Here is a 22,452-nt window from a genome sequence, read left to right on the forward strand (position 1 = left end):
ATTAGTTAGATATTTACTGAATATCCCTAAATAGTGGCTTTTTACCTACTTTATGACCTATATTTTTGCTAGAATGGAGTGAAAATTAGAGCCAGATTATAAAAATAAATAAAACAATTTAAGTTTTTGAGTTGAGGACTTGGCAACTTGACGTTTGGGGAGTTGATGCTTACGGGAGTCGTTGGGTTTTCGTGAATTTATAAACAGTGAACTTATTTGGCCAGTATTTCGTACATAAGTGCGGTGTTTTTCTTGGTTTTGTTGCACAAAGACCCCAAACTCCTCTCAATATACAGAAACATTATAAGTCAAAACGACTTCGTTGTGTAAGCTGCTCAGTTCATGAGTTTTTAAGTTCTTTAACCCGAACTCGGTCGTTGAGTAGGTGCAGATTTTGCCTGTTTGTTAAGCACATCGACTATCTTATCCTTGAAGGCATAGCGGGCCACGTTAAGAGAATAAGACAGGCAATATGCCGACAAGCAAACGAAAGATGAACAGGAAACGATGGAAACAACCTAAAATAATTGATAAGCGGTCTGATAGACCGATTGGGCTTTAATCGTAACTGCACATTTGGGTTACATTTGTAACCTTTGTGTCTTGATTTTGAATAAATTGCTGTTCGTTACCATTTCTTTGGCGGATACGTGGCTTATTTTCAAAAAAAAATGCTTACTTTGCAGGTTAAAATTAGGAGCCTTGAGGCAAAATAGATAGACGAGCGAACATTTTTGTATGAAGAAATATATTCGATGGGTTGTCATAGCTGTTGCCATCCCGATTGTGCTTTTTCTTATCTTAGTGGTTCTGCTTTACTGCCCACCTGTACAAAACTGGGCTGTTAAGCGGGTTGCGAGCTATGCATCGCAAAAGATGGGCATGAACATAACGGTGGATAGAGTTAGACTTGTGTTTCCACTTGACCTCGGTGTTGAGGGCGTAAGGGTTCTGCAAGCTAACGATTCAATAGCGGGACAAACCGACACCATCGCCAATGTGGGAAGAATTGTGGCCAATGTGCAATTGATTCCTTTACTAAGCAATAAGGTGGAAGTAGACGAACTGTCGTTACACGACGTGCAGATGAATACGGCCAACCTTGTGCATGAGGCACGCATAAAAGGAAAAGTGGGCTTATTGCTTGTGCAAAGCAGGGGTGTCGACCTCAACTCGAAGACCATCAGGGTGAACCAAGCCCAACTGAAAGATGCCAACATCAGCGTGGAGTTGAGCGACACCGTTCCGCCCGACACCACTAAAACTCCCATTTACTGGAAAATAAAGGTGGACAAATTGCAGATAGAGCACTCTAAAGCTTTGCTGCGAACACCACGAGACAGCATGACCGTATTGGTTGATCTGCCCAAACTGGATGCTAAAAACGGCTATTTCGACCTGTATAAGAACCTATATCGGCTTGAAACGCTCAATTGGCAGAACGGAAGTCTGAATTACGACCAAACCTACAAGCCCCGAACAGACGGCCTAGACCCTAATCACATATATCTCACAGAACTGCATTTGGGTATCGACTCATTTTATTTCTGTCAGCCAGAGTTGAAAATGAATCTCCGTATGTGCGCCTTTAAGGAGAAAAGCGGTGTTCGTGTAAATCATCTTAGCGGTCATGTTGGGCTCGATTCTACACGCATTGCCCTGCCCAACCTCGAATTGCGCACGCCCGAATCGTCGCTCACGGCCAAGTTCAACATGGACATGAACGCCTTCGATGAGGTTAATCCGGGTAAATTTTATGTTGCCTTGCACGCCTCGTTGGGTAAGGTCGACTTGCTGCGCGCTATGGGCGGCATGCCCGAAGGGTTTAGAAAGGCGTTTCCCAATTACCCTTTGCGTATAGATGGCGTGGCTAAGGGAAACAAGGAACGTATCGCCTTTTCTGGGCTTAATGTGGTTTTGCCCACCGCCTTTAAGCTGCAAACCACAGGTTATGTAGAGAAACCTATGGATACGCGTAAGCGTAAGGGAGAGATTTTCTTGAAAGCCAATACCTATAACTTGAACTTCGCTAAGGTGTTGCTTGACAAGAAACTGCAACGGCAAGTGAATGTTCCGTCGGGTATCTCGCTCAACGCTCGCGCCAAGATGCAGGGTGAGGCGTATCAAGCAGACGCCACAATGCACGAAGGCGGCGGCAGCGTACAGTTAAAGGGCAGTTTTGATGCGCGCAAGATGGCTTACAATGCCAACATTAAGCTGAAAAGTTTGGCTTTACAGCATTTCTTACCCAACCAAGGCTTGCATCCCTTTACGGGCGAAGTGGAGGCGCGAGGTGTGGGGACCGACTTTATGTCGACCAAAACCCAGATGTTTGCCAATGTGCGCATAGACCGTTTCCACTATGGTGGTTACGACTTAGACAAGATTGCAGGCAAAGTGCAGATGAGCAACGGCCTTATCACAGCCTCGTTACAAAGCAATAACCCCTTGTTGAAGGGTTCGATAAACGTCAACGGACGAAACAGCGGTAAGCTGATAAAGGCACACATCAATACCGACCTGGCCAAGCTAGACCTTTATAACCTGCACTTGCTAGACCAAAAAGTGGTGGCCTCTTTCCGTAGCGACCTTAACTTGGAAACCAACGGCAAGGATTATTACAAGCTTGAAGGCAATGTTGCCGACATCATGGTTAACGATACGGCCAAAGATTATCGCCTTGGCGCCATGTCTGTAAACCTCTTTACCAATCGCGACACCACTCATGCCAACCTTGTTTGTGGCGACCTTGCATTGCAAATGAACAGCAAGGGCGGATACGCCTATATCTTAAATCGCAGCATGGGCTTTTGGAAAGAACTGCAACAGCAGCTTGCCACAAAGCACATTAACGAGGCACGTCTGCGCGAACGTTTGCCCTTGGCCAACATCAACTTGCAAAGCGGACGTCAGAATATCTTTATGCGCGTGTTGCGTAAGTATGGCTACTCGGTGGGCGCAATGTCTGCCGACCTCCATTCGTCGCCCGTTGCCGGGCTAAATGGTTATCTCAACGTCAACCAGCTGGTGGCCGACAGCGTACTTATCGACACGGTGCGATTGGCGTTGAAGTCTGATGCCGACCAAATAGCCTACTCGGTGCAGGTGCGCAACAACAAGAAAAATCCTCAATACGTGTTTAATGCCCTCCTAAATGGTGCATTGGAAGAGCGCGGAACATACATCAAAGCGCAGATTTACGATGAGAACAACAAGCTGGGCATCGGCATGGGCGTACGTGCCACGATGGAAGATAATGGCATACGCCTTAGTTTGATGGACCGTGAGGCCGTTTTGGGCTATAAACAGTTCACGGTTAACGACAGCAACTACGTGTTTATGGGCGACGATCGCCGCGTTCGCGCCGACTTACGTTTAAGGTCAACAGACGGAACCGGTATCCAATTGGCCACCAACAACGAGAACGAAGAGGCTTTGCAAGACATTACGCTCTCGCTAAACCGCTTAAATCTTGAGAAACTATTCTCCGTTTTGCCCTACATGCCCGAAGTGTCGGGTACGCTTAACGGAGATTTCCACGCGATACAAACCAAAGATGCGTTGTCAATCTCGTCGGCCGTGTCGGTTACCGACTTGGCTTATCAGCATAGTCCGATGGGAAATCTCAGTTCCGAGTTTGTTTACATGCCGAAGTCCGACGGCGGACACTACATTGATGGTACGCTAAGTCAGAACGACATACAGGTTGGTCAGCTGTCGGGTACCTACAATTCGGCTCGTGGTGGGCAGCTTGATGCCACCTTAAAACTCGAACGGCTGCCCCTTACCATCGTAAACGGATTTGTGCCCCAGCGCATATTCGGACTTAATGGCTACGCCGAAGGCGAGTTGGCCATCAAGGGCGCATTGTCTAAGCCTATGATTAACGGCGAAGTTTTCCTTGACTCGGCCCACCTGTTCAGCGACCCGTATGGCGTAACGCTACGTTTTGCCAACGACCCCGTGCGCATTGTGAACAGTCATCTGCTGTTCGAAAACTTCGAAGTGTTTGCCCACAACGACAGTCCACTGAACATTTCGGGCGAATTCGACTTCTCCAATCCCGACCGTATGCGCATGGACATGCGCATGCGTGCCAACAAATACGAGATCATCAACTCCAAGGAGAACTATCGTTCCGAAGTGTTTGGCAAAGTATTCGTTAACTTCTCTGGCCGAATGTCGGGCGAAGTAAGCAACTTGAACCTGCGCGGTAAGCTGGATGTGCTTGATGCCACCGACATGACTTACATTCTGCGCGACTCACCGCTTTCTACCGACAATCAGATGGACGACTTAGTGTCGTTTACCAACTTTGCAGAAAACAAAGCCGAAATCATCAATCGCCCCGCATTGACGGGCTTTAACATGGACCTGAGCATGAACATCGACCCCAATGCGCACATTCTTTGTGCGCTCAATGCCGATAAGTCTAACTATATCGACTTGATGGGCGGTGGCAACTTGCGCATGCAATACACTCCGGTTAACGGACTAAGGCTTACAGGACGTTACACCCTTAACAACGGCGAGATGAAGTACTCGCTCCCCGTTATTCCGCTTAAGACCTTTACCATTAAGAACGGAAGTTACATTGAGTTTACGGGAGATGCAATGAACCCGCGCCTAAACATCACCGCAACCGAGATAACAAAGGCCTCTGTAACCACAAACGGCAGGGACGGACGTATCGTTGAGTTCGAATGTGGTGTGGTGGTAACCAAGACCTTGAAGAACATGGGATTGGAATTTACCATCGACGCGCCACAAGACATGACTGTCAGCAACCAACTTAAAACGATGGGTAGCGACGAACGCGGAAAACTAGCAGTTACGATGCTCACCACAGGCATGTATTTGGCAGACGGCAACACCAGCAGTTTCTCTATGAACAATGCTTTAAGTGCATTCTTGCAGAGTCAGATAAACAACATCACGGGCAACGCCCTACGAACACTCGACCTGAGTATTGGTCTCGACAACGTAACGGATGCCAGTGGCAACATGCACACCGACTATTCGTTTAAGTTTGCCAAACGATTGTGGAGCAACAGACTTCGTATTATCGTTGGTGGTAAAGTCTCGTCTGGTTCCGATGTCGGGCGAAACGACAACACTTTCTTTAATAACGTATCGTTGGAGTATCGCCTAAACCAAGGTTCTACACGTTACATGCAAATGTTTTACAACCGCGACAGCTACGACTGGCTGGAAGGCGACATCGGGAAGTATGGCGTTGGTTTTATCTGGCGAAGAAAGCTGCGCCACTTCCGCGACATATTCCGACTTAAAGTTCCCGAAGAGGTGGTGCTGCCAGCAACGCCCGACTCACTAAATAAAGAAAAGAAAGATGGCGAATAACCCCAAACATATTTTCTCGGCATTGTTAGCTTGTGTTGCAACGCTTGTCGCTACTTCTTGTTCCACCACGAAGGGCGTTCCCGAAGGCGACCAGCTGTATGTTGGCCTTAAGAAAATAAAGTACACGAACTACGAAGACAATTCGTATTTCTCCTCAACACAAGAAGAAATGGAGGCTGCTTTGGATTGCGCACCCAATGGCGCATTCATGGGCAGCAGCTATTATCGCACCCCTTTCCCCATAAGCCTTTGGGTATGGAACGCCTTTTCCGAGTCTACATCGGGTGCAGGCAAATGGATAAGTAAAACCTTTGGCAAGCCCCCAGTGCTGATGAGCTGGGTAAACCCTGCCTTGCGCGCATCGGTAGCGCAGAACACACTGAAAAATCATGGCTACTTTCAAGGGCGTGTGAAGTACGAAGTGCTGACACAAAAGAACCCTAAGAAAGCCAAGATTGGCTATTCGGTGAGCGTTGGCCCACTTTACACGCTCGACTCGGTGGCCTATCTCAACTTCCCTCCCGAAATTACGCAGCTCATTGCCTCGCGCGCCTCTATCTCAAAGTTGCAAAAAGGCAGTCCTTTCTCCGTGTCGTCGCTCGATACAGAGCGCAACCGAATAAGCAACTTGTTGCGCGATAACGGCTATTACTATTACCAGCCGGGCTACTCCTCGTTCCTTGCCGACACCATACAAGTTCCGCTAAAGGTACAATTGAAAATGTTGCCCACGGCCACCATGCCCGAAACGGCTAAACGTAGATGGTATGTTGGTAAAATAGACTTCTACCTCCGCAAGCAAATGGGCGAAACACTTACCGACTCCGTAAAGCGCAAAAGACTTACCGTGTATTACAACGGCAAACGTTCGCCCATACGTTCGCGTATCTTGATGCGTAACATCATGTTGCGGCCAGAACACATGTATCGCTATCGCGACGAGAACCTTACTTCGACCAAACTGATGGACATGGGACTTTTCAGCATGACCGATTTTAAGTTTACTCCGCGCGATACCACTTCGTTGTCCGACACGCTCGACCTTTCCATAACGGGCTTGCTCGATAAACCCTACGACTTTTACGTTGAAACCAACTACACAGGCAAGACCAACGGGCGCATGGGGCCTGCCGTCATTATGGGTTTCACCAGACGTAATGCCTTCCGTGGCGCCGAAAAGCTAGACATTAATGTGTTTGGTTCGTACGAATGGCAGACTGGTCACAGTGCTAATGGGGCTGCTGCACAGATGCAATCATACGAATACGGCGCGTCGGCCTCGTTAGAATTTCCTCGTCTTTTTGCTCCATTTTGGCAGTCGCGCCGCTTTTACAACACGCCTTCGTCGCTTATCAAGGTGGCATCCAGTGTTATCAGCAGGGGAAGCTACTTCAAAAGGCACATCGTTTCGGGCGAACTCACCTACAACGTGCAGACCTCCGAGCGTTCGATGCACCAGTTTTCGCCCATCTCGTTGCAATATAACTACATGACGAGCCACACGGCCGTGTTTGATTCCATCCTCAACGCCAACCCATATTTGAAGGTGACAATGAAAGATGTGTTCATTCCCAAGATGCGTTACAGCTACATTTTCAACAGTCCGTCGCGCTATCGTCATCCCATTTGGTGGCAAACCACTTTTAGCGAAGCCTCCAACCTCTTGTCGTTGGCCTATATGGCGGCAGGTAAGAAATGGGACGAGAAAGACAAAACGCTGTTTAAGAACCCCTTTGCGCACTTCTTTAAGATAGAAACCGATTGGCGTAAAACGTGGAAACTCAACGCTCATTCGCAACTTGTGGCTCATGCCTCGGCAGGTGCGATATGGAGTTACGGCAACGCTACTGAGGCTCCATACAGCGAACAATTCTATGTGGGCGGTGCAAACAGCATCAGGGCATTTACGGCTCGTAGCATCGGACCAGGGGCTTACTATCCTACGGCAAGCACAAACTCGTACCTCGACCAAACGGGCGACATCAAGCTATTGTTCAATCTAGAATATCGTCCACGGCTCATCGGTAGTCTTTATGGCGCGGTTTTCATCGATGCTGGAAACGTTTGGGCCATGCACTCATCGAGCATGCGGCCAAACGCCACGTTCAACGTAAAGAACCTAGCTAAGGAAATGGCCCTAGGCACAGGTATAGGCCTTCGTTACGACCTCGATTTCTTTGTTATTCGTGTAGATTGGGGTATCGGCATTCATGTGCCTTACAAGAGCGGTTTCTACAATATGGGGCGCTTTAAAAATAGTCAAAGCCTACACTTGGCCATTGGTTACCCTTTCTAAATGCCCTAGTCTTGCTAGAATGGGCTGTCTTGTGGCCAGTCAGAATTGTTTTTGGAAAATCGTTGTTAAAAGGATGCAAGACTTTCGCGGCATGGTATCAAGAAGACCTTACGCAGAGGAAAAGGAGGTTTTTTGTTTGCTTACGATGCAACAATGCCTTTCCAAATCCAGTTTTGTTTGACTATAATGTCAGTACAAGACACTTGTACTGACACTACAAAACCTGCATAGAGGCTATAACGACCGATTGGGGTTAAAGCATCATACAATCCCTAAATGTTGCATGGCGTGCATGATGCCATCTTCGTCTATATGTGTTGTAACGAAGTTGGCAGCTTGCTTTACATCGTCACCAGCGTTGCCCATTGCCACGCCTACGCCTGCTGCACGTATCATACTGATGTCGTTTCCTCCATCTCCAAAAGCGGCGCAGGCATCAATGGGTATGCCGAGGTGTTGGGCTATAGCGGCAAGTCCCCTACCCTTGTCGGCCATTCGCGAGGTAATGTCCATAAATTCAGGATGCCAACGCCCAGAAACGCAGTCGGGGATGCGTGGCATTAGCAGCTGTTCTTGTTCAACAGTGGCGAATGGAGTTAACTGTAAGATGTCGTATTGCATCACCTTCTCGATTGGTAAGTGATAATCAATGCCGTGAATATCAAGCGTACGCCTAAAAATTCGGTCGATATTGTCCTTATAATTATAGGTAGTGATGTCTTTTTCGCCCACCACCACACACGAATAATCTTGCTCGATGGCATCGTTAAGTATCAATTCAACATCGCGTTTGGGGATGGGATGATGATAAACCACTTCGTTTCCAACGGTGCAATATGCACCATTGGTGGTGAGATAGCCGTCTATATAGGGGAGAATGGAGTCGATGTTGTTGATGATGGCGTATGGTCTGCCCGTGGCGATAAACACCTTCACCCCTTGGCGCTTGGCCTGTGCAATAGACTTAACAGCCGAAGTGGGGATGGTATGCGTCTTCATGCTAACAAGTGTACCGTCGATGTCGAAAAACAATGCTTTTATCATATCCTGAAAAAATTTAGTGCAAAGGTAGTCTTTTATATTGGAATACGAAAACACCGCATAACGAATGTTTTGCATTCGCCATGCGGTGTCGTGATTAACTGAAAATTAAAAGCTCCTGCGAGCAGTATTGCAACAAGCGTTTAACCGAAGTCGTCGAACATAATGTTCTCGCGATCGACGCCTATACTGTCGAGCATTACTTGCACAGCTTTACTCATCGGACCAGGGCCGCACATGTAGAATTCGATGTCTTCGGGCGCGTCATGGTCTTTAAGGTATGTGTTGTACATCACTTCGTGTACAAATCCAGCCGTATATGGCACCCCAGCCTCATCCGCTTTGGGGTCGGGGCGGTCGAGTGCAAGGTGGAAATGGAAGTTTGGATATTCCTTTTCCAACTCGTGGAAGTCTTCCAAGAAGAACGCTTCGCTCAGACTTCGCGCACCATAGAAGTAATGCATCTCGCGATCGCGAGTGTGAAGTGTTTTGAGCATGTGCATAATCTGACTGCGAAGGGGTGCCATACCTGCACCGCCACCAACCCAAATCATCTCTTTCTTCGAGTCGAATATCGGGTGAAAATCACCAAACGGACCACTCATCACCACCTTATCGCCTGGCTTGCGCGAGAAGATGTAGCTGGATGCAATACCCGTGGGCACGTCTTGAAAGCCCACCTCTGGGCGAGGCTTAAACGGTGTTGTGGCTATACGCACGGTTAGGGTGATGCGGTCGCCCTCTGCGGGGTAGTTGGCCATTGAGTAAGCACGGATGGTTTCTTCGGGATTGTGAGCTTTGAGGTCGAAAATGCCGAACTTTTCCCATACAGGCAGGTACTCTTCGCCAATGTCTTTCTTGTCGAAATCCTTGTTATAGTCGATGGTTTCGTATGCAGGTATCTTTATTTGAGCGTAACTCCCTGGTACGAAGTCCATGTGTTCGCCTGGTGGCAACTCAACGATGAACTCCTTAATAAAGCTCGACACGTTCTTGTTGCTGATAACCGTGCACTCCCACTCTTTCACACCCAGCACACTTTCGGGCACTTTAACCTTCAAATCGCCTTTAACCTTACACTGGCAACCAAGTCGCCAATGCTCTTTCACTTCTTTTCGCGAGAAGTGCGAGCGTTCGGAGTCGAGAATTTCGCCGCCTCCTTCGAGCACTTGCAGCTTGCATTGTCCGCAGCTGGCCTTTCCGCCACAAGCCGACGGCAAGAAAATGCCGTTCTCGTTGAGCGTGGCCATCACGTTGTTGCCCTGCTCCACGGTAAGTTCCTTATCATCATTGACGGTGATAACCACCTTACCGCCGGGCGAAAGATATTTCTTGGCCACCAGCAACATAATCACCAGCAGCAAGATGATGAGCAGAAAAGCGGCTATACTTATTAATATAAACTGTAACATATATCCTTATCTTATAGATTTAAGCCCGAAAAACACATCATGGCCATAGCCATCAGTCCTACGGTGATGAATGTTATGCCCAGTCCTTGCAGGGGTTTGGGCACGTCGCTATATTGCATTTTCTCTCTAATTGCACCCATCGACACGATGGCCAGGGTCCAACCGAAGCCACTACCAACGGCATAAGAGATGGAATCCCATACAGAACCGATGTATTGCGTGCTGGATGGGTCCATGTTTATGCGCTGTTGCATGAAGAGCGAGGCACCCATGATGGCACAGTTAACGGCAATTAGAGGCAAGAATATGCCCAAAGCAGAATAAAGCGAGGGGCTATATTTCTCGACAGCCATTTCTACCAGCTGCACAATACCTGCAATAACGGCGATGAAAAGGATGAAACTGAGGTAAGAAAGGTCGACACCCTCTATCAAACAGTTGGGACCTAGCACTTTGGTTTGCAGCAAATAGTCGACAGGGACAGTAACAAGCAACACGAAGGTTACAGCTAAGCCCAGTCCCAAAGACGTCTTCACGTTCTTAGAAACGGCCAGATAAGAGCACATTCCCAAGAAAAAGGCGAATATCATGTTGTCCACAAAGATGGACCTAAAGAATAAACTGATTAAATGTTCCATAGCGTTTTCTTATTTTTTCTCCTTGTAGAAATATGCCCTATGCAGCCAGATAACACAGCCCAACAGTATCAATGCCATTGCGGGCATAGTCATCATGCCGTTGTTCAGATAGCCTGCGTGGTATGCACTCTCAGGAATTAGCTGGAAACCAAGCAACGACCCACGGCCGAAAAGTTCGCGAATGCAACCAACAAGCACCAAGATGAAGGCATAGCCCAAGCCATTGCCGATGCCGTCGAGGAAACTTGGCCAAGGCTTATTCATCATGGCGAAGGCTTCGAGGCGTCCCATGAGGATGCAATTGGTGATAATCAGACCCACATATACCGACAGTTCTACGCTGACATCATACACAAAGGCTTTGAGAATTTGGCTAACGATGGTAACCAAGGCTGCCACCACCACCAATTGAACGATGATTCGGATGCGCGAAGGGATGGTATTGCGTATCAAGGAGATGATAACGTTAGAGAAAGCCGTAATGATGGTAACGGCAAGTCCCATTACGATAGCCGGTTTTAGCTGCGAGGTAACGGCCAACGCCGAACAGATGCCAAGCACCTGAACCATGATGGGGTTATCGAGATTTAGCGGATTGACAAAGACTTCTTTGTTTTCCTTTGAAAATAACTTACTCATAACTGCTGCGTTCGATTATTTACTGGTTAAAAACACAAGATACTTAGACAACCCCTCGATAAGCATGTCGCTCACGCCATTACTTGTCAGCGTGGCGCCTGTTACCGCATCCACCTGCGTAGAGGGGTCGTCTACCTTCTTTACAACAGAGAGTGCCACTTTCCGGGTGCCCTCTGCGAACACCTTCTTTCCTTTAAACAGGTTCTGCCACTTCACGTTGTCTTTTATCTCCGCACCCAATCCGGCCGTTTCTCCTTCGTGATTGAAGTACGCTCCGTAAACAGTGTTCTTGTCTGCATCTAGTGCGATGAAGCCATTGATAGGTCCCCAAAGTCCCATACCGTAAACGGGTACGATGTACTTGGTTTGCCCGTCTACCTTACAAACGAACAAAGCCAAGCGGCCAGCCTTGTAATCGGCGCTGTTGAGCAAGAAACCGGCCTTCTCGCCGCCTTGTTCGCCTTTGGTGGTGACGTTCCCTTTGGTGTCTATTATCTCATCGGCCAATACCACTTCCTTATACTTCTGTGCAGCCTCTTCATCGCTTATGTTGCGAATGTTAAGCGCATAGAGCAATTGTTTCTTCTTATCCAGGGCCACGTTGATGTCTTGCTGAGGTTTCAACGCCTTAAAGACGAAAGCCAACAAGAAAGCAACGACAACGACGAGGATGGTAGAATATATCAGCGTATAGCCGTTGGAATTGGTGTTTAATCCTTTTTTCTTCACTTCTGCCATGATGTCATTTGTTGTTTTTGGTTAAACGTTTCATGCGCTTACTTATGTTTGCCTGCACCACATAATAGTCGATAAGGGGCGCAAACATGTTGGCAAACAGGATGGCCAGCATCATTCCTTCGGGATAGCCGGGGTTCATCACGCGTATGATAAGGGCCATTGCACCGATAAGGAATCCGTAAATCCATTGTCCGGTGTGGGTTCGGGCCGACGTAACGGGGTCGGTAGCCATGAATACGGCACCGAAACAGAAACCGCCCAGCACGATATGCTCGTACCAATCGATGCTGGTCATGCCCAAATGCTTAAACAACAAGGCCATTAAGATGCCTCCACCAAACACACTTCCCATAGTACGCCAACTGGCGATGCCCGTCCAAAGCAGGATAACAGCGCCTATGCCTATGGCAATCACGCTCGTTTCGCCTACACTGCCGGGGATAAAGCCGGTTATCATGTCGCTAAGGCTGTACGGAACGTTGGCTCCAACGCCAATCTCTCCCAAAGGCGTGGCGGCCGTAAAGCCGTCGGGCAGGTCGTAACCAAAGCCCAAGATGGAGCTGGAAGCCACCCAAACGGTGTCGCCCGTCATCTTCGAAGGATATGAGAAGAAGAGGAACGCGCGCGCGCAAAGCGCAACGTTGAAGATGTTCATACCCGTTCCGCCGAAAATCTCTTTGCAAAGGACTACCGAGAAGGCCACGGCGAGCACCAATATCCAAAGCGGACAGTTCACGGGAATAATCAATGGGATGAGAATACCCGTCACCAAATATCCTTCTTGTATCTCTTCGTGTTTCCATTGAGCCCAAGCAAACTCTATTCCTAACCCTACGGCGTAGCTTACAACCACCTTTGGCAACACGGCAAGAAAGCCGAAGAAGAACAAATCAAAGAAACTGGCATCGGCCAAATGACCTGCCGCCGCGTAGTTTTGATAGCCTACGTTGTACATTCCGAAGAGCAGAGCCGGCAAGGCGGCAATAACCACCATGCTCATGATGCGTTTCGAGTCGATGGAGTCGTGGATGTGCGTTCCCACTTTCGAAGTGGTGTTCGGCACATAGAGGAACGTTTCCAAGCCGTCAAAAATGCTTTGGAAGGCGTGAAGTTTGCCTCCTGGCTCGAATTTCGGCTTTATTTTATCTAAATATTGTCTTAATGCTTTCATACTGCTTTATGCATTTTCTTTACGTAACATGTTCAGCCCCTGGCGAACGATGCGTTGCAGTTCGAGTTTAGAACTGTCAACGAACTCTGCCAATGCGAAATCTTCGGGCGAAACCTCATAGATGCCCAGCTGTTCCATCTTGTCGATGTCGCCAACGATAATGGCTTTGATGAGGAACTCGCCGTAAATATCCATCGGCAACACACTGTCATATTCGCCACTCATGATAATATGGCGTTCGCCACCCTTCACGCGTGCATCCAAATCGTACTCCTTCTTGCCCATGAGCCAAGAGAAATAGCTGCGCGATGTGGAAAATTGGTTGGTGCGCGGCATTATCCAACCAAACATTTCGTTTGCGTCGGCACCTTCGGGAATGGCTGTTATCTCGGATGTTCTTACACCTACGCTGTCTTCCAAGCACGATTTCGTACCCGTTAAGGGGTTGCCATTGATAAGGCGAAGGTCTTCTTGGCGCGTCAAAGCATCTTTCAAAATCACCGAGAAAGGCGTTCCGATGAGCGCATCAACGTACATAGGCGATGCCATAGCACTGCCCCCAAGGGCGATTGTGCGGAGAAGATTGACCTTACCTGTATTGAACAGCCTTCCGAAGAAAATCACAAACGTGGGGTCGACCGTCCAAACCACTTCGCCCTTATTCACTGGCGAGATGTGATTTACCTGTACGCTAACGTTTCCTGCGGGGCATGGACCATCGAAAACCGTCACTTCCACGTCCTTGGCGTTCACCAACGCGTCGGCCTTTTGGTTCTTCCCTATTCCCAAATGGGTGGTTGCCATCTTCGAAAGGGCTGTCAATCCCGTTTGGAAATCGCGCTCGTTGCCCTGCAACTCGTATTCAAAGTTGTTGGCAAGGGGCATGTCGCGCAGTGCGGAAACAAAGATGGCCTTAGGCATTGCCTGCGGATTGGTAGACACGGCGTAAGGCAATTGGTATATATAGCCAAACAAACCTGCCTCCAACAAGGCGCTTTTCACTTCGTCGGCAGAGAGTGTCAACACGTCGCGCCGCCCGAAATCGTGATACTTCTGCACCTCGTCAGCCTGCAACCTGATGCCGAGTATCTTTCGTCTTTCGCCCCTATCAACGGCCTTAACCGTTCCGCTCACGGGCGATGCGAACCTCACCTCAGGAAAGTTCTTATCTACAAACAAGGCATCACCCACCTCTACACGGTCTCCTTCGTGTACAACAAGTTTAGGAACAACGCCTTCGAAGGTGTCGGGACGCACCACATATTCCGTGCATGCGCCTACAACGCGTTTCGTTTGGGCAGCTGTTCCTTTCAGGTGAATGTTTAAGCCTTTACGTAACTTAATGACATTTGCCATGATAAACTAATATATCTGATTTTAATGATTAATCTCTAGTCCTACCTTTTTGCCTGGGCAGCATTGCCTTTGCGCCCCAATAGCGGGGCAACAAACGCTTGCCTAACGGGTGCTCGCCTGCAAAACAAACACCGAAAGCGATGGATAGGAACACCACCCACCGCTTTATCGTTGCAAATATAATCAAAATAAAACATAATAAAAAGAAAAACGGTGGGTATATTTCTCATTAAGATTTTTTTGATGTAATTTTGCCAACCAAACAAAGCAATTGAGAAAGTTAAGACACATAATAAATATAATTTTATGGGCTGTGGTTGGCCTGTACTTCGTTTTTGTGGTTTTGCTGCATGTTCCCTTCATTCAGGCTTTTGTTGGGAACACCATCGGCGACGCCCTTTCGGAGAAGTTGGGTACCCACGTGTCGGTGGGCAAGGTGGATTTAGGCTTTCTTAACCGAATTATCATCGACGACCTCGTTATCAACGACCAGCAAAACCAACGCATGCTCGAGGCCACACGGCTCTCGGTAAAGCTTGATTACACCGCACTTGCAGCGGGAAAAATCCACATATCATCTGTTCAGCTATTCGGATTAAAAGCCAATCTCTATAAGCAAACAGCGCAAAGCCAACCCAATTTCCAATTCGCCATCGACTCGTTGGCATCCAAAGACACCACTTCTAACACACCTCTCGACCTTCGTATCAACACGCTCATCATCCGAAGGGGAAGTGCTAGCTACAATCAGCTCGACAAACCCAAGACAAAAACATTCTCTCCCAACCACATTTTGGCAACCGACATCAGCGCGCACATTGCGCTCGACGCCCTGACCAACGACAGTCTGAACCTCAACATCAAGGACCTGTCGTTCAAAGAACAGTCGGGGCTGCACGTTAAAGCCCTTACAGGCGTGCTTACCGCCAACAAACAGCAGGCAAGCCTGTTGCACTTAGCCTGCGTTTTGCCCTCAACCAACATCAGTTTCGGGCCACTCACGGCCTCATACGCCTTCAACGGCTCCCAGTTTCAGTCGCCTTCTTTTCAGTTCAGCGGCAGTTTGCAAAGGTCAAAGCTCACCCTGGCCGACCTTGCTTGTTTCTTACCCGAACTGAAAACCTCCACTAAGCCCTTCTTTCTCCAAGCCAGTGTGTCGGGCACAAGCACTTCCCTGCGTGTGAAAACGCTCGAAATATCCTCGCGCGAGAACAATTTCTCGCTCCAAGCCAACGGCTCTATCAGCAATTGGACATCCAAACTGCGCTGGGCAACCACCATCAGCCGACTTCGGGTGAGTGCCCAGGGCGTGCAATTTCTTTCAGACAACTTCGCCAACCACTTCAAAGTACCTGCCGTCATCAGTCGGTTGGGCAACATCGACTATGTGGGCGAGGCTGGCGGATATGGCCAAGACGTGGCCACCAAAGGCGTCATACGCACCGATGCTGGCATCGCAACAGTGGCTTTTGGCCGACACAACAACAATTTTTCGGGCAGGGTGGAAACCAATGCCTTAGACCTCGGCAAGATTTTGGCCGACAAACGCTTTGGAAACATTTCCACACAAATAGACGTTGACGGCAAGCTGCCCGCACGCGGCTCGGTATATGTAAAGGCAAAAGGCGACGTTAAGGAGTTTTTCTACAACGCATACAGCTATAAGAACATTGCCGTAGACGGCGAATGGGATAACGGAACCTTCGACGGAAAGCTGAACATCAAAGACCCCAACGTAAATTTCGACCTGCAAGGCCAGTTCAACCTTACATCGAAACAGCCCTTTGCCAAGCTAAAAGCCGAAGTAACAAACTTCAATCCCTCGGCCCTTAGCCTCACAAAGCTATGGCCCAACACGCAATTTAGCTTTGCCGTAATGGCCGACATCAAGGGTAACTCGCTCAATACGGCCAACGGAAGGGTGCAGCTAGACCGCTTTGCGATGCTGTCCGACACAAAAAGCTATAAGCTTAACGCCATATCCGTAGACGTAAGCAACAACAACCAACAGCATTCGCTGGCGGTGAACAGCGATTTTGGCAACATTCTGTTAACAGGCAAGTACGATTACAACACGCTGGCACAAAGCCTAACCAACCTTATCGGCAGCAAAGTGCCCACCATGCCTGGCCTCCCGAAGGTAACTAATACCCAAACCAACAACTTCACCATCAGCGCCAATGTAGACAATACCGACTGGTTGCAACACATTTTCAACGTTCCGCTAAACATCAAGCGTCCCATCAACTTTGCCGCCAGCATGAACGATGCACAAAAAACGCTCAACATCACCCTCAAAGCGCCCAGTTTCAGCTACGACGGGCACCGCATTGAGGGCGGCGAAATGACGGTCAGCACGCTGAACGACACACTCAAACTGGCTGCACAAGCCATAAACGTGGCCGAAAACGGCAAAAAAACATGGTGCAACGTGCAAGCCTCGGCGGCCGACAACAAGATTTCGTCTACCGTTTCGTTCGACAACCTGCGCAAGCCCTTGCTAAAAGGCGAACTGAAATGGCAAACCACATTCTTTAAGAACGACGAAGGCGAGGCCACTGCCCAAGCAACGTTCCAACAATCGGACATAACCGTGGGCAATGCCATTTGGCAAGTGAAACCTTCGCAGGTAACATACAGCAAAAATCGCGTGCTGTTCGACAAGTTCGCCATTGCGCGCGGCAAGCAACTCATCGCCATAGACGGAGCCGCAACCAACAATGCGCACGACTCGCTCATGGTCGAACTCAAAGATGTAGACGTTAGCTACATGCTCAACCTGGTTAATTTCCATGCCGTAGAGTTTGGCGGACGTGCCACTGGCACAGCCATCGTAAAGACACTTTTCAACAATCCCAACGCATACGCCAACTTGCGGGTGAACGATTTCACCTTCGAAGAGGGCGACATGGGTACGCTGGTTGCCGGGGTAAAGTACAACAACGAGAAAGGAAACGTGGAAATAGATGCCATTGCCAGCGACGGATTGAACGCCAGAACCTTTATCAACGGTTATGTTTCGCCCAAACACAACAACATCGACCTGGCCATCAAGGCCAACAACACCAACATCGCCTTTATGGAAACCTTTTGCAAGAGTTTCATGCACGGCGTTAAGGCCTACGCCAACGGCGAGGTGCGCCTCTCGGGGCCGTTAAGCTACATCAATCTTACAGGGCAGTTGGTGGCCAACGGCAGCTTTACCATGACCCCTTTGAACACCGTTTACACGCTGACAAACGACACGGTGCACTTTGTACCCAACAGGATAGACCTCAACGCTTGCCGCTTTACCGACCGAAATGGAAACGTTGGCACGCTAAGTGGTGAGATTAGGCACGACCACCTTACCGACCTAAGCTACAACCTCAGCGTAAAGGCCAACAATTTGCTGGCATACGACACCAAGACCTTTGGCGAAAACACCTTCTATGGAACGGTGTACGCTACGGGAACTTGCAACATTAGGGGGCGGAGTGGAGAAGTAAACATCGACATCGATGCCACACCCAACCGCAATTCTGTACTGGTTTACAATGCGGCCAGCCCGCAAACCGTAAACAACAACTCGTTCATTCATTGGGGGGCTGATGCGCTGCTCACCGCCGAAGAGCAGAAAGCGCAGGAGCCCGAAACCGAAGACCAAGCGCATAACGACAACCAAACGGCCGACATACCAACCGACCTGCACCTCAACTTCTTGGTGAACTGCACGCCCGATGCCACGATACGGCTCATCATGGACAAGCAAAGCGGCGACTACGTCTCGCTAAACGGCTATGGCGTACTAAGGGCCACCTATTATAATAAAGGCGCATTCGACATGTTTGGCAACTTCGCCATCGACCACGGCGTGTATAAACTCACCATACAAAACGTGATTAAGAAAGACTTCACCTTCGAACAGGGCAGCACCATCGCCTTTAATGGCGACCCCTATGCAGCCCGACTCAACATGAAAGCCATCTATACGGCCAACGGCGTGAGCCTTTCAGACCTCAACCTTGGCAAGAGTTTCTCTAACAACAACATTCGCGTTAACTGCCTGATGAACATCACAGGCACCCCAGCCGCGCCCAAAGTGTCGTTCGACCTCGACTTGCCCACCGTCAATTCTAACGCCAAACAAATGATATATAGCCTTATCAATGGCGAAGAAGAAATGAATCAGCAGGTGCTTTACCTTCTGGCCGTGGGGCGTTTCTATACACAGGGGCGCAACAATGCCGACTTGGGCAACAGCAGCACTCAAAGCACGACATCGTTGGCCATGCAAAGTTTGCTTAGCAGCACACTTAGTCAGCAGCTTAACAACGTGCTTGGAACGGTTGTAAACAACACCAACTGGAACTTCGGGGCAAACATTGCCACAGGCGACGATGGTTGGGGAAATGCCGAATACGAAGGATTGCTCAGCGGTAGGTTGCTCAACAACCGCCTGCTGATTAATGGTCAGTTTGGCTATCGCGACAACGTGAACACCACCAAGAGTTTCATTGGCGACTTCGACATCCGCTATCTGCTATTCCCAAGCGGCAACTTGGCCATCAAAATGTACAACCAAACCAACGACCGCTACTTTACACGCAACAGCTTGAACACGCAAGGCATAGGCTTGATTTTGAAAAAAGACTTCAATGGTTGGAAAGACCTCTTTGGAATAACAAGCCGAAAGAAGAAGAAACCCAAGGCCGAAAAGAAGAAATAGCGGTATTGCCTGCGCGTTGAACATGCTTAAAGGATGTTCGGCGCGGCAAAACCGCCCCTCGCCTACCCCCTTATGCCCCCTTATATATCAGCTTGTCTACTCATCAACTGGTTAACTTGTCAACCCGACAACAAGTTAACTGGTTAACTTATCTACTTATTAACTTGTCAATTCGTCTACTGGTTAACTTGTCTACTCGTCTACAGGTCAACTTGTCTACTTGTAAATTTGTCAACTCATCAACTGGTTATCCAATCAACTCACCATCCCCTTTTTGTCATCTTTTCAGCACAAACTCCAACACAAAAAGTGGCATTAAAATCATCCAGCCTGCCACTCGGCCGCAAATAATGGAGTATTGCAAGGGGTTATTAAGGTAAAAATGGACACTGCACACAACAGTGTGCAAGCCATTTTAATACTGCATAAATACACAAACGATGCAAAACAATTGCGCTTTTGCAGTAAAAAGTAAGGCAAAATGCAGCAAAACGCAGTGCAAAATGCAGCAAAACGCAGTGCAAAACGCTGCAAAACGCAAGGTAAAACGCTACAAAATGCAGAGCGAAATGCCGCAAATTGCAAGCCAAAGGTGAAAAATAGCAGTTCCCACAAAGGTGATGTTATGTTTATACGGCATAAATATTCAGGCTACAAATGCAAACTAGCAGCACCAAAACATGGTAAATTCGATGCAAAACGCCCATTTTGGAGGTGATAAAATTGGCGAGCCACGGAGCAAAGAGAAATGCAAAGTGATACAAAACGCACACAAGATGCGCAAATTTGGACAGAACGAAACGACCACGAAAGCACAAAATGGCCCTAAACGGATGGTTTTAGGTCCCGATTTGCGCTAGAATGGAGCGGCGGGAAAGAGCGTTTTGTAAAATATATTTACCCCTCTTAGGCTATTCAAAAAACACCCTACAACTTTCCCCTTGCCGCCCTACTTCTTACTACTTACTACCCTACTACCTACTCCTCTACAACATGTACCATTTTTTCGATACCCAACCACGTTTTGCTACCCACAAATGGGGCATAAATCCAAAATATTATTGTAACTTTGCCCTGTACTTTGGTACACGAGAGGAGTGTTTATCTTGGTTTTGCATCACAAAGATACCACACTCCTCTAAATTTTAGGCCGGCTCCACACATTGCCTTTGGGGCTCTTGCAAAGCACAAAGACAAATACAACTTGGCGAAGAGCAGTAAACAAGGCACAAGTAGCAACGGCCGCACGAACAAACCGTACAACTTGAAAGCAAAAGAGAAACAATAAACAACTAGATAAAATGAAACCTGAAAGATTGGAACACATATCGACAGACGGCAGTAAGCTGAGCCTTGATGCGCTCTTTCGGATTGCACCATCGTGTTTCACCGAAGTGAAGGACGAGAAAACGGAGTCTGTTAAGCACGTTGTAAATAAAAAAAACGCTGCAACAACCGCTTGGCGATGATGCCGTGGAAGACGCAGAAGAGATGTACCAGTTTACCTGACCCGGCAAACAGGCTGCCCGTCGCGAGGCTGCCGCGCCCATCACCGACACTTTGTCAAGGTGATTTAGCTGCCATCAGTTCATAATTAGTTAAGCAGACATGGAAGAAAACAATATGATAATTATCTACACGGATGAAAGCGGCTTGACCAGATTGGACGTAAGGCTCGAAGACGAGACGTTGTGGCTTACGCAGGCACAGATGTGCGAGCTATATCAAACCAGCAAGTCGAATGTCAGTGAGCATATCAAGCACATATTTGAAGAAGGTGAATTGCAGGAAGATGCAGTTGTTCGGAAACTCCGAACCACTGCTGCCGACGGCAAGGCGTATCTTACCTCATTCTACAACCTCGATATGATTATCGCACTTGGCTATCGGGTACGCAGCATCATTGCCACGCGCTTTCGCCAATGGGCAACTCAGCGGCTTAGAGAATACATTGTTAAGGGCTTTACGCTAGACGACGACCGACTGAAACAACTGGGTGGCGGTGGGTATTGGAAAGAACTGCTGGCACGCATCCGCGACATACGCGCAACGGAGAAAGTGTTGTATCGCCAAGTGCTGGAAATATATGCCACAAGCATCGACTACGACCCGCGCGCAACGGTATCGCAGCTGTTTTTCCAAAAAGTTCAAAACAAAATTCACTATGCCATCCATGGCCATACGGCTGCTGAACTGATTGTAGAGCGTGCCGATGCCGAGAAAGATTTCATGGGCTTGCTTACGTTTAAAGGCAACCAACCCACACTAACGGAAGCACGCACCGCCAAGAACTACCTCAACGAAAAAGAACTACGCGCATTGGGACAACTGGTTTCGGGCTATTTAGACTTCGCGGAACGACAGGCAGAGCGAGAGCAACCGATGACCATGAACGACTGGGCCAACTATCTGGACCGAATACTCACTATGACTGGCGAACAACTACTGCAAGATGCAGGCAAGGTGACGCACGATGAGGCCATGAAACACGCTACAAACGAATATCGCCGCTACAAGCAACGCACCATCAGCGACGCCGAACGCGATTATCTGGAAGCCATCAAACGCTTAGGAAACATCAATAAGAAGGGAAACGAGCATGAGAATTAAACCCAAATTGGTCAGTGTATGATAAGGTGATGAAGTATGACCGAGCGGATGGGAGTTCAGTCAATTGCGTACACAGAAACTTTGAAATCCCCTCGGACGGAAACCTGCTCTGGGGGATTATCCGTTGCAAAAAAGCTTCTAGAGCAAAGGTATCGGCGAGGGGATACCCTACGTTGGTTTGCGAATTGATGTCGCACGCTTCATTAATCATACGGGATGCGTGCTACAACACACCGCTTTTCCTTCGACAATGTAAGCGAACTGTTGGTTATTAATGAGTTAATGGGCGGAGCACACCTTATATATATATAAATCCAACAAAGCCAGCACAGATGATTTGGTTGCTAAATTGCAGTCAAATCGAAAAAAAAGGCGGAAATAATTTGCAGGTTCGAAAAAACATAGTACCTTTGCAGCGCATTTAGAGAAATGCCTTAGTAAAACAAGCTGCGGGAATAGCTCAGTTGGTAGAGCACAACCTT

Annotated in this window: 13 protein-coding genes; 6 read left to right on the plus strand and 7 right to left on the minus strand. The window is 48.4% G+C overall.

Going from position 1 to position 22,452, the window contains the following annotated elements; all coding sequences use genetic code 11:
• The first annotated feature begins 738 nt into the window (after positions 1–738).
• Positions 739–5,361 (plus strand): translocation/assembly module TamB domain-containing protein, encoded by a 4,623-nt coding sequence (locus tag HMPREF2955_RS05020; protein WP_070721549.1) that lies wholly within the window; start codon positions 739–741, stop codon positions 5,359–5,361.
• Positions 5,351–7,657 (plus strand): translocation and assembly module lipoprotein TamL, encoded by a 2,307-nt coding sequence (locus HMPREF2955_RS05025; RefSeq protein ID WP_070721551.1) that lies wholly within the window; start codon positions 5,351–5,353, stop codon positions 7,655–7,657. The genes HMPREF2955_RS05020 and HMPREF2955_RS05025 overlap by 11 nt, the downstream gene beginning before the upstream one ends.
• A 261-nt stretch (positions 7,658–7,918) precedes the next feature.
• Here the strand turns inward: HMPREF2955_RS05025 and HMPREF2955_RS05030 are convergent, their stop codons facing one another.
• The 7 genes from HMPREF2955_RS05030 to HMPREF2955_RS05060 all read right to left on the minus strand — a co-directional run bounded on the left by HMPREF2955_RS05030 (position 7,919) and on the right by HMPREF2955_RS05060 (position 14,652).
• Complete coding sequence (locus HMPREF2955_RS05030; protein WP_070721621.1) at positions 7,919–8,701, minus strand: Cof-type HAD-IIB family hydrolase; 783 nt, start codon at positions 8,699–8,701, stop codon at positions 7,919–7,921.
• Between the two features lie 140 nt (positions 8,702–8,841).
• The gene (gene nqrF / locus HMPREF2955_RS05035) at positions 8,842–10,110 is read right to left on the minus strand and encodes an NADH:ubiquinone reductase (Na(+)-transporting) subunit F (RefSeq protein ID WP_070721553.1); all 1,269 of its coding nucleotides are present in this window, start codon (positions 10,108–10,110) and stop codon (positions 8,842–8,844) included.
• A gap of 11 nt (positions 10,111–10,121) precedes the next feature.
• Positions 10,122–10,748, minus strand: coding sequence for an NADH:ubiquinone reductase (Na(+)-transporting) subunit E (nqrE, locus tag HMPREF2955_RS05040; RefSeq protein ID WP_070721555.1), 627 nt, complete (start codon positions 10,746–10,748; stop codon positions 10,122–10,124).
• A 9-nt stretch (positions 10,749–10,757) separates the two neighbouring features.
• On the minus strand, positions 10,758–11,387 hold the full coding sequence (locus tag HMPREF2955_RS05045; RefSeq protein ID WP_025816956.1) for an NADH:ubiquinone reductase (Na(+)-transporting) subunit D: 630 nt from the start codon (positions 11,385–11,387) through the stop codon (positions 10,758–10,760).
• Positions 11,388–11,402: 15 nt separating this feature from the next.
• Positions 11,403–12,125 carry an NADH:ubiquinone reductase (Na(+)-transporting) subunit C gene (nqrC, locus tag HMPREF2955_RS05050; RefSeq protein WP_070721557.1) on the minus strand — a complete coding sequence of 241 codons (723 nt, stop codon included), beginning with the start codon at positions 12,123–12,125 and terminating at the stop codon, positions 11,403–11,405.
• Between the two features lie 4 nt (positions 12,126–12,129).
• On the minus strand, positions 12,130–13,296 hold the full coding sequence (locus HMPREF2955_RS05055; RefSeq protein WP_070721559.1) for an NADH:ubiquinone reductase (Na(+)-transporting) subunit B: 1,167 nt from the start codon (positions 13,294–13,296) through the stop codon (positions 12,130–12,132).
• Between the two features lie 6 nt (positions 13,297–13,302).
• A complete protein-coding gene (locus tag HMPREF2955_RS05060; protein WP_070721560.1) occupies positions 13,303–14,652 on the minus strand; it encodes a Na(+)-translocating NADH-quinone reductase subunit A in 1,350 nt (449 codons plus the stop codon).
• A gap of 271 nt (positions 14,653–14,923) precedes the next feature.
• On the opposite strand from HMPREF2955_RS05060, the gene HMPREF2955_RS05065 reads away from it, so the two are divergent.
• The 4 genes from HMPREF2955_RS05065 to HMPREF2955_RS05080 all read left to right on the plus strand — a co-directional run bounded on the left by HMPREF2955_RS05065 (position 14,924) and on the right by HMPREF2955_RS05080 (position 21,970).
• Positions 14,924–19,360, plus strand: coding sequence for a translocation/assembly module TamB domain-containing protein (locus HMPREF2955_RS05065; RefSeq protein WP_070721563.1), 4,437 nt, complete (start codon positions 14,924–14,926; stop codon positions 19,358–19,360).
• A gap of 481 nt (positions 19,361–19,841) precedes the next feature.
• The gene (locus HMPREF2955_RS15715) at positions 19,842–20,078 is read left to right on the plus strand and encodes a hypothetical protein (protein ID WP_139145488.1); all 237 of its coding nucleotides are present in this window, start codon (positions 19,842–19,844) and stop codon (positions 20,076–20,078) included.
• Between the two features lie 583 nt (positions 20,079–20,661).
• Entirely contained in the window at positions 20,662–20,829 is a 168-nt protein-coding gene (locus tag HMPREF2955_RS15035) for a hypothetical protein (RefSeq protein ID WP_246830074.1), read from the plus strand.
• A gap of 139 nt (positions 20,830–20,968) precedes the next feature.
• A complete protein-coding gene (locus tag HMPREF2955_RS05080) occupies positions 20,969–21,970 on the plus strand; it encodes a virulence RhuM family protein (protein WP_019188965.1) in 1,002 nt (333 codons plus the stop codon).
• The last annotated feature ends 482 nt before the right edge of the window (positions 21,971–22,452 follow it).

Source organism: Prevotella sp. HMSC073D09 (assembly GCF_001814145.1).
GTDB classification, from domain to species: domain Bacteria; phylum Bacteroidota; class Bacteroidia; order Bacteroidales; family Bacteroidaceae; genus Prevotella; species Prevotella conceptionensis.

Excerpts from the sequence above, each read along its gene's own strand:
- HMPREF2955_RS05020 (WP_070721549.1), top strand. The coding sequence starts at position 739 with ATGAAGAAATATATTCGATGGGTTGTCATAGCTGTTGCCATCCCGATT.
- HMPREF2955_RS05025 (WP_070721551.1), top strand. The coding sequence starts at position 5,351 with ATGGCGAATAACCCCAAACATATTTTCTCGGCATTGTTAGCTTGTGTT.
- HMPREF2955_RS05030 (WP_070721621.1), bottom strand. The coding sequence starts at position 8,701 with ATGATAAAAGCATTGTTTTTCGACATCGACGGTACACTTGTTAGCATG.
- nqrF (WP_070721553.1), bottom strand. The coding sequence starts at position 10,110 with ATGTTACAGTTTATATTAATAAGTATAGCCGCTTTTCTGCTCATCATC.
- nqrE (WP_070721555.1), bottom strand. The coding sequence starts at position 10,748 with ATGGAACATTTAATCAGTTTATTCTTTAGGTCCATCTTTGTGGACAAC.
- HMPREF2955_RS05045 (WP_025816956.1), bottom strand. The coding sequence starts at position 11,387 with ATGAGTAAGTTATTTTCAAAGGAAAACAAAGAAGTCTTTGTCAATCCG.
- nqrC (WP_070721557.1), bottom strand. The coding sequence starts at position 12,125 with ATGGCAGAAGTGAAGAAAAAAGGATTAAACACCAATTCCAACGGCTAT.
- HMPREF2955_RS05055 (WP_070721559.1), bottom strand. The coding sequence starts at position 13,296 with ATGAAAGCATTAAGACAATATTTAGATAAAATAAAGCCGAAATTCGAG.
- HMPREF2955_RS05060 (WP_070721560.1), bottom strand. The coding sequence starts at position 14,652 with ATGGCAAATGTCATTAAGTTACGTAAAGGCTTAAACATTCACCTGAAA.
- HMPREF2955_RS15715 (WP_139145488.1), top strand. The coding sequence starts at position 19,842 with ATGCAGCAAAACGCAGTGCAAAATGCAGCAAAACGCAGTGCAAAACGC.
- HMPREF2955_RS15035 (WP_246830074.1), top strand. The coding sequence starts at position 20,662 with ATGAAACCTGAAAGATTGGAACACATATCGACAGACGGCAGTAAGCTG.
- HMPREF2955_RS05080 (WP_019188965.1), top strand. The coding sequence starts at position 20,969 with ATGGAAGAAAACAATATGATAATTATCTACACGGATGAAAGCGGCTTG.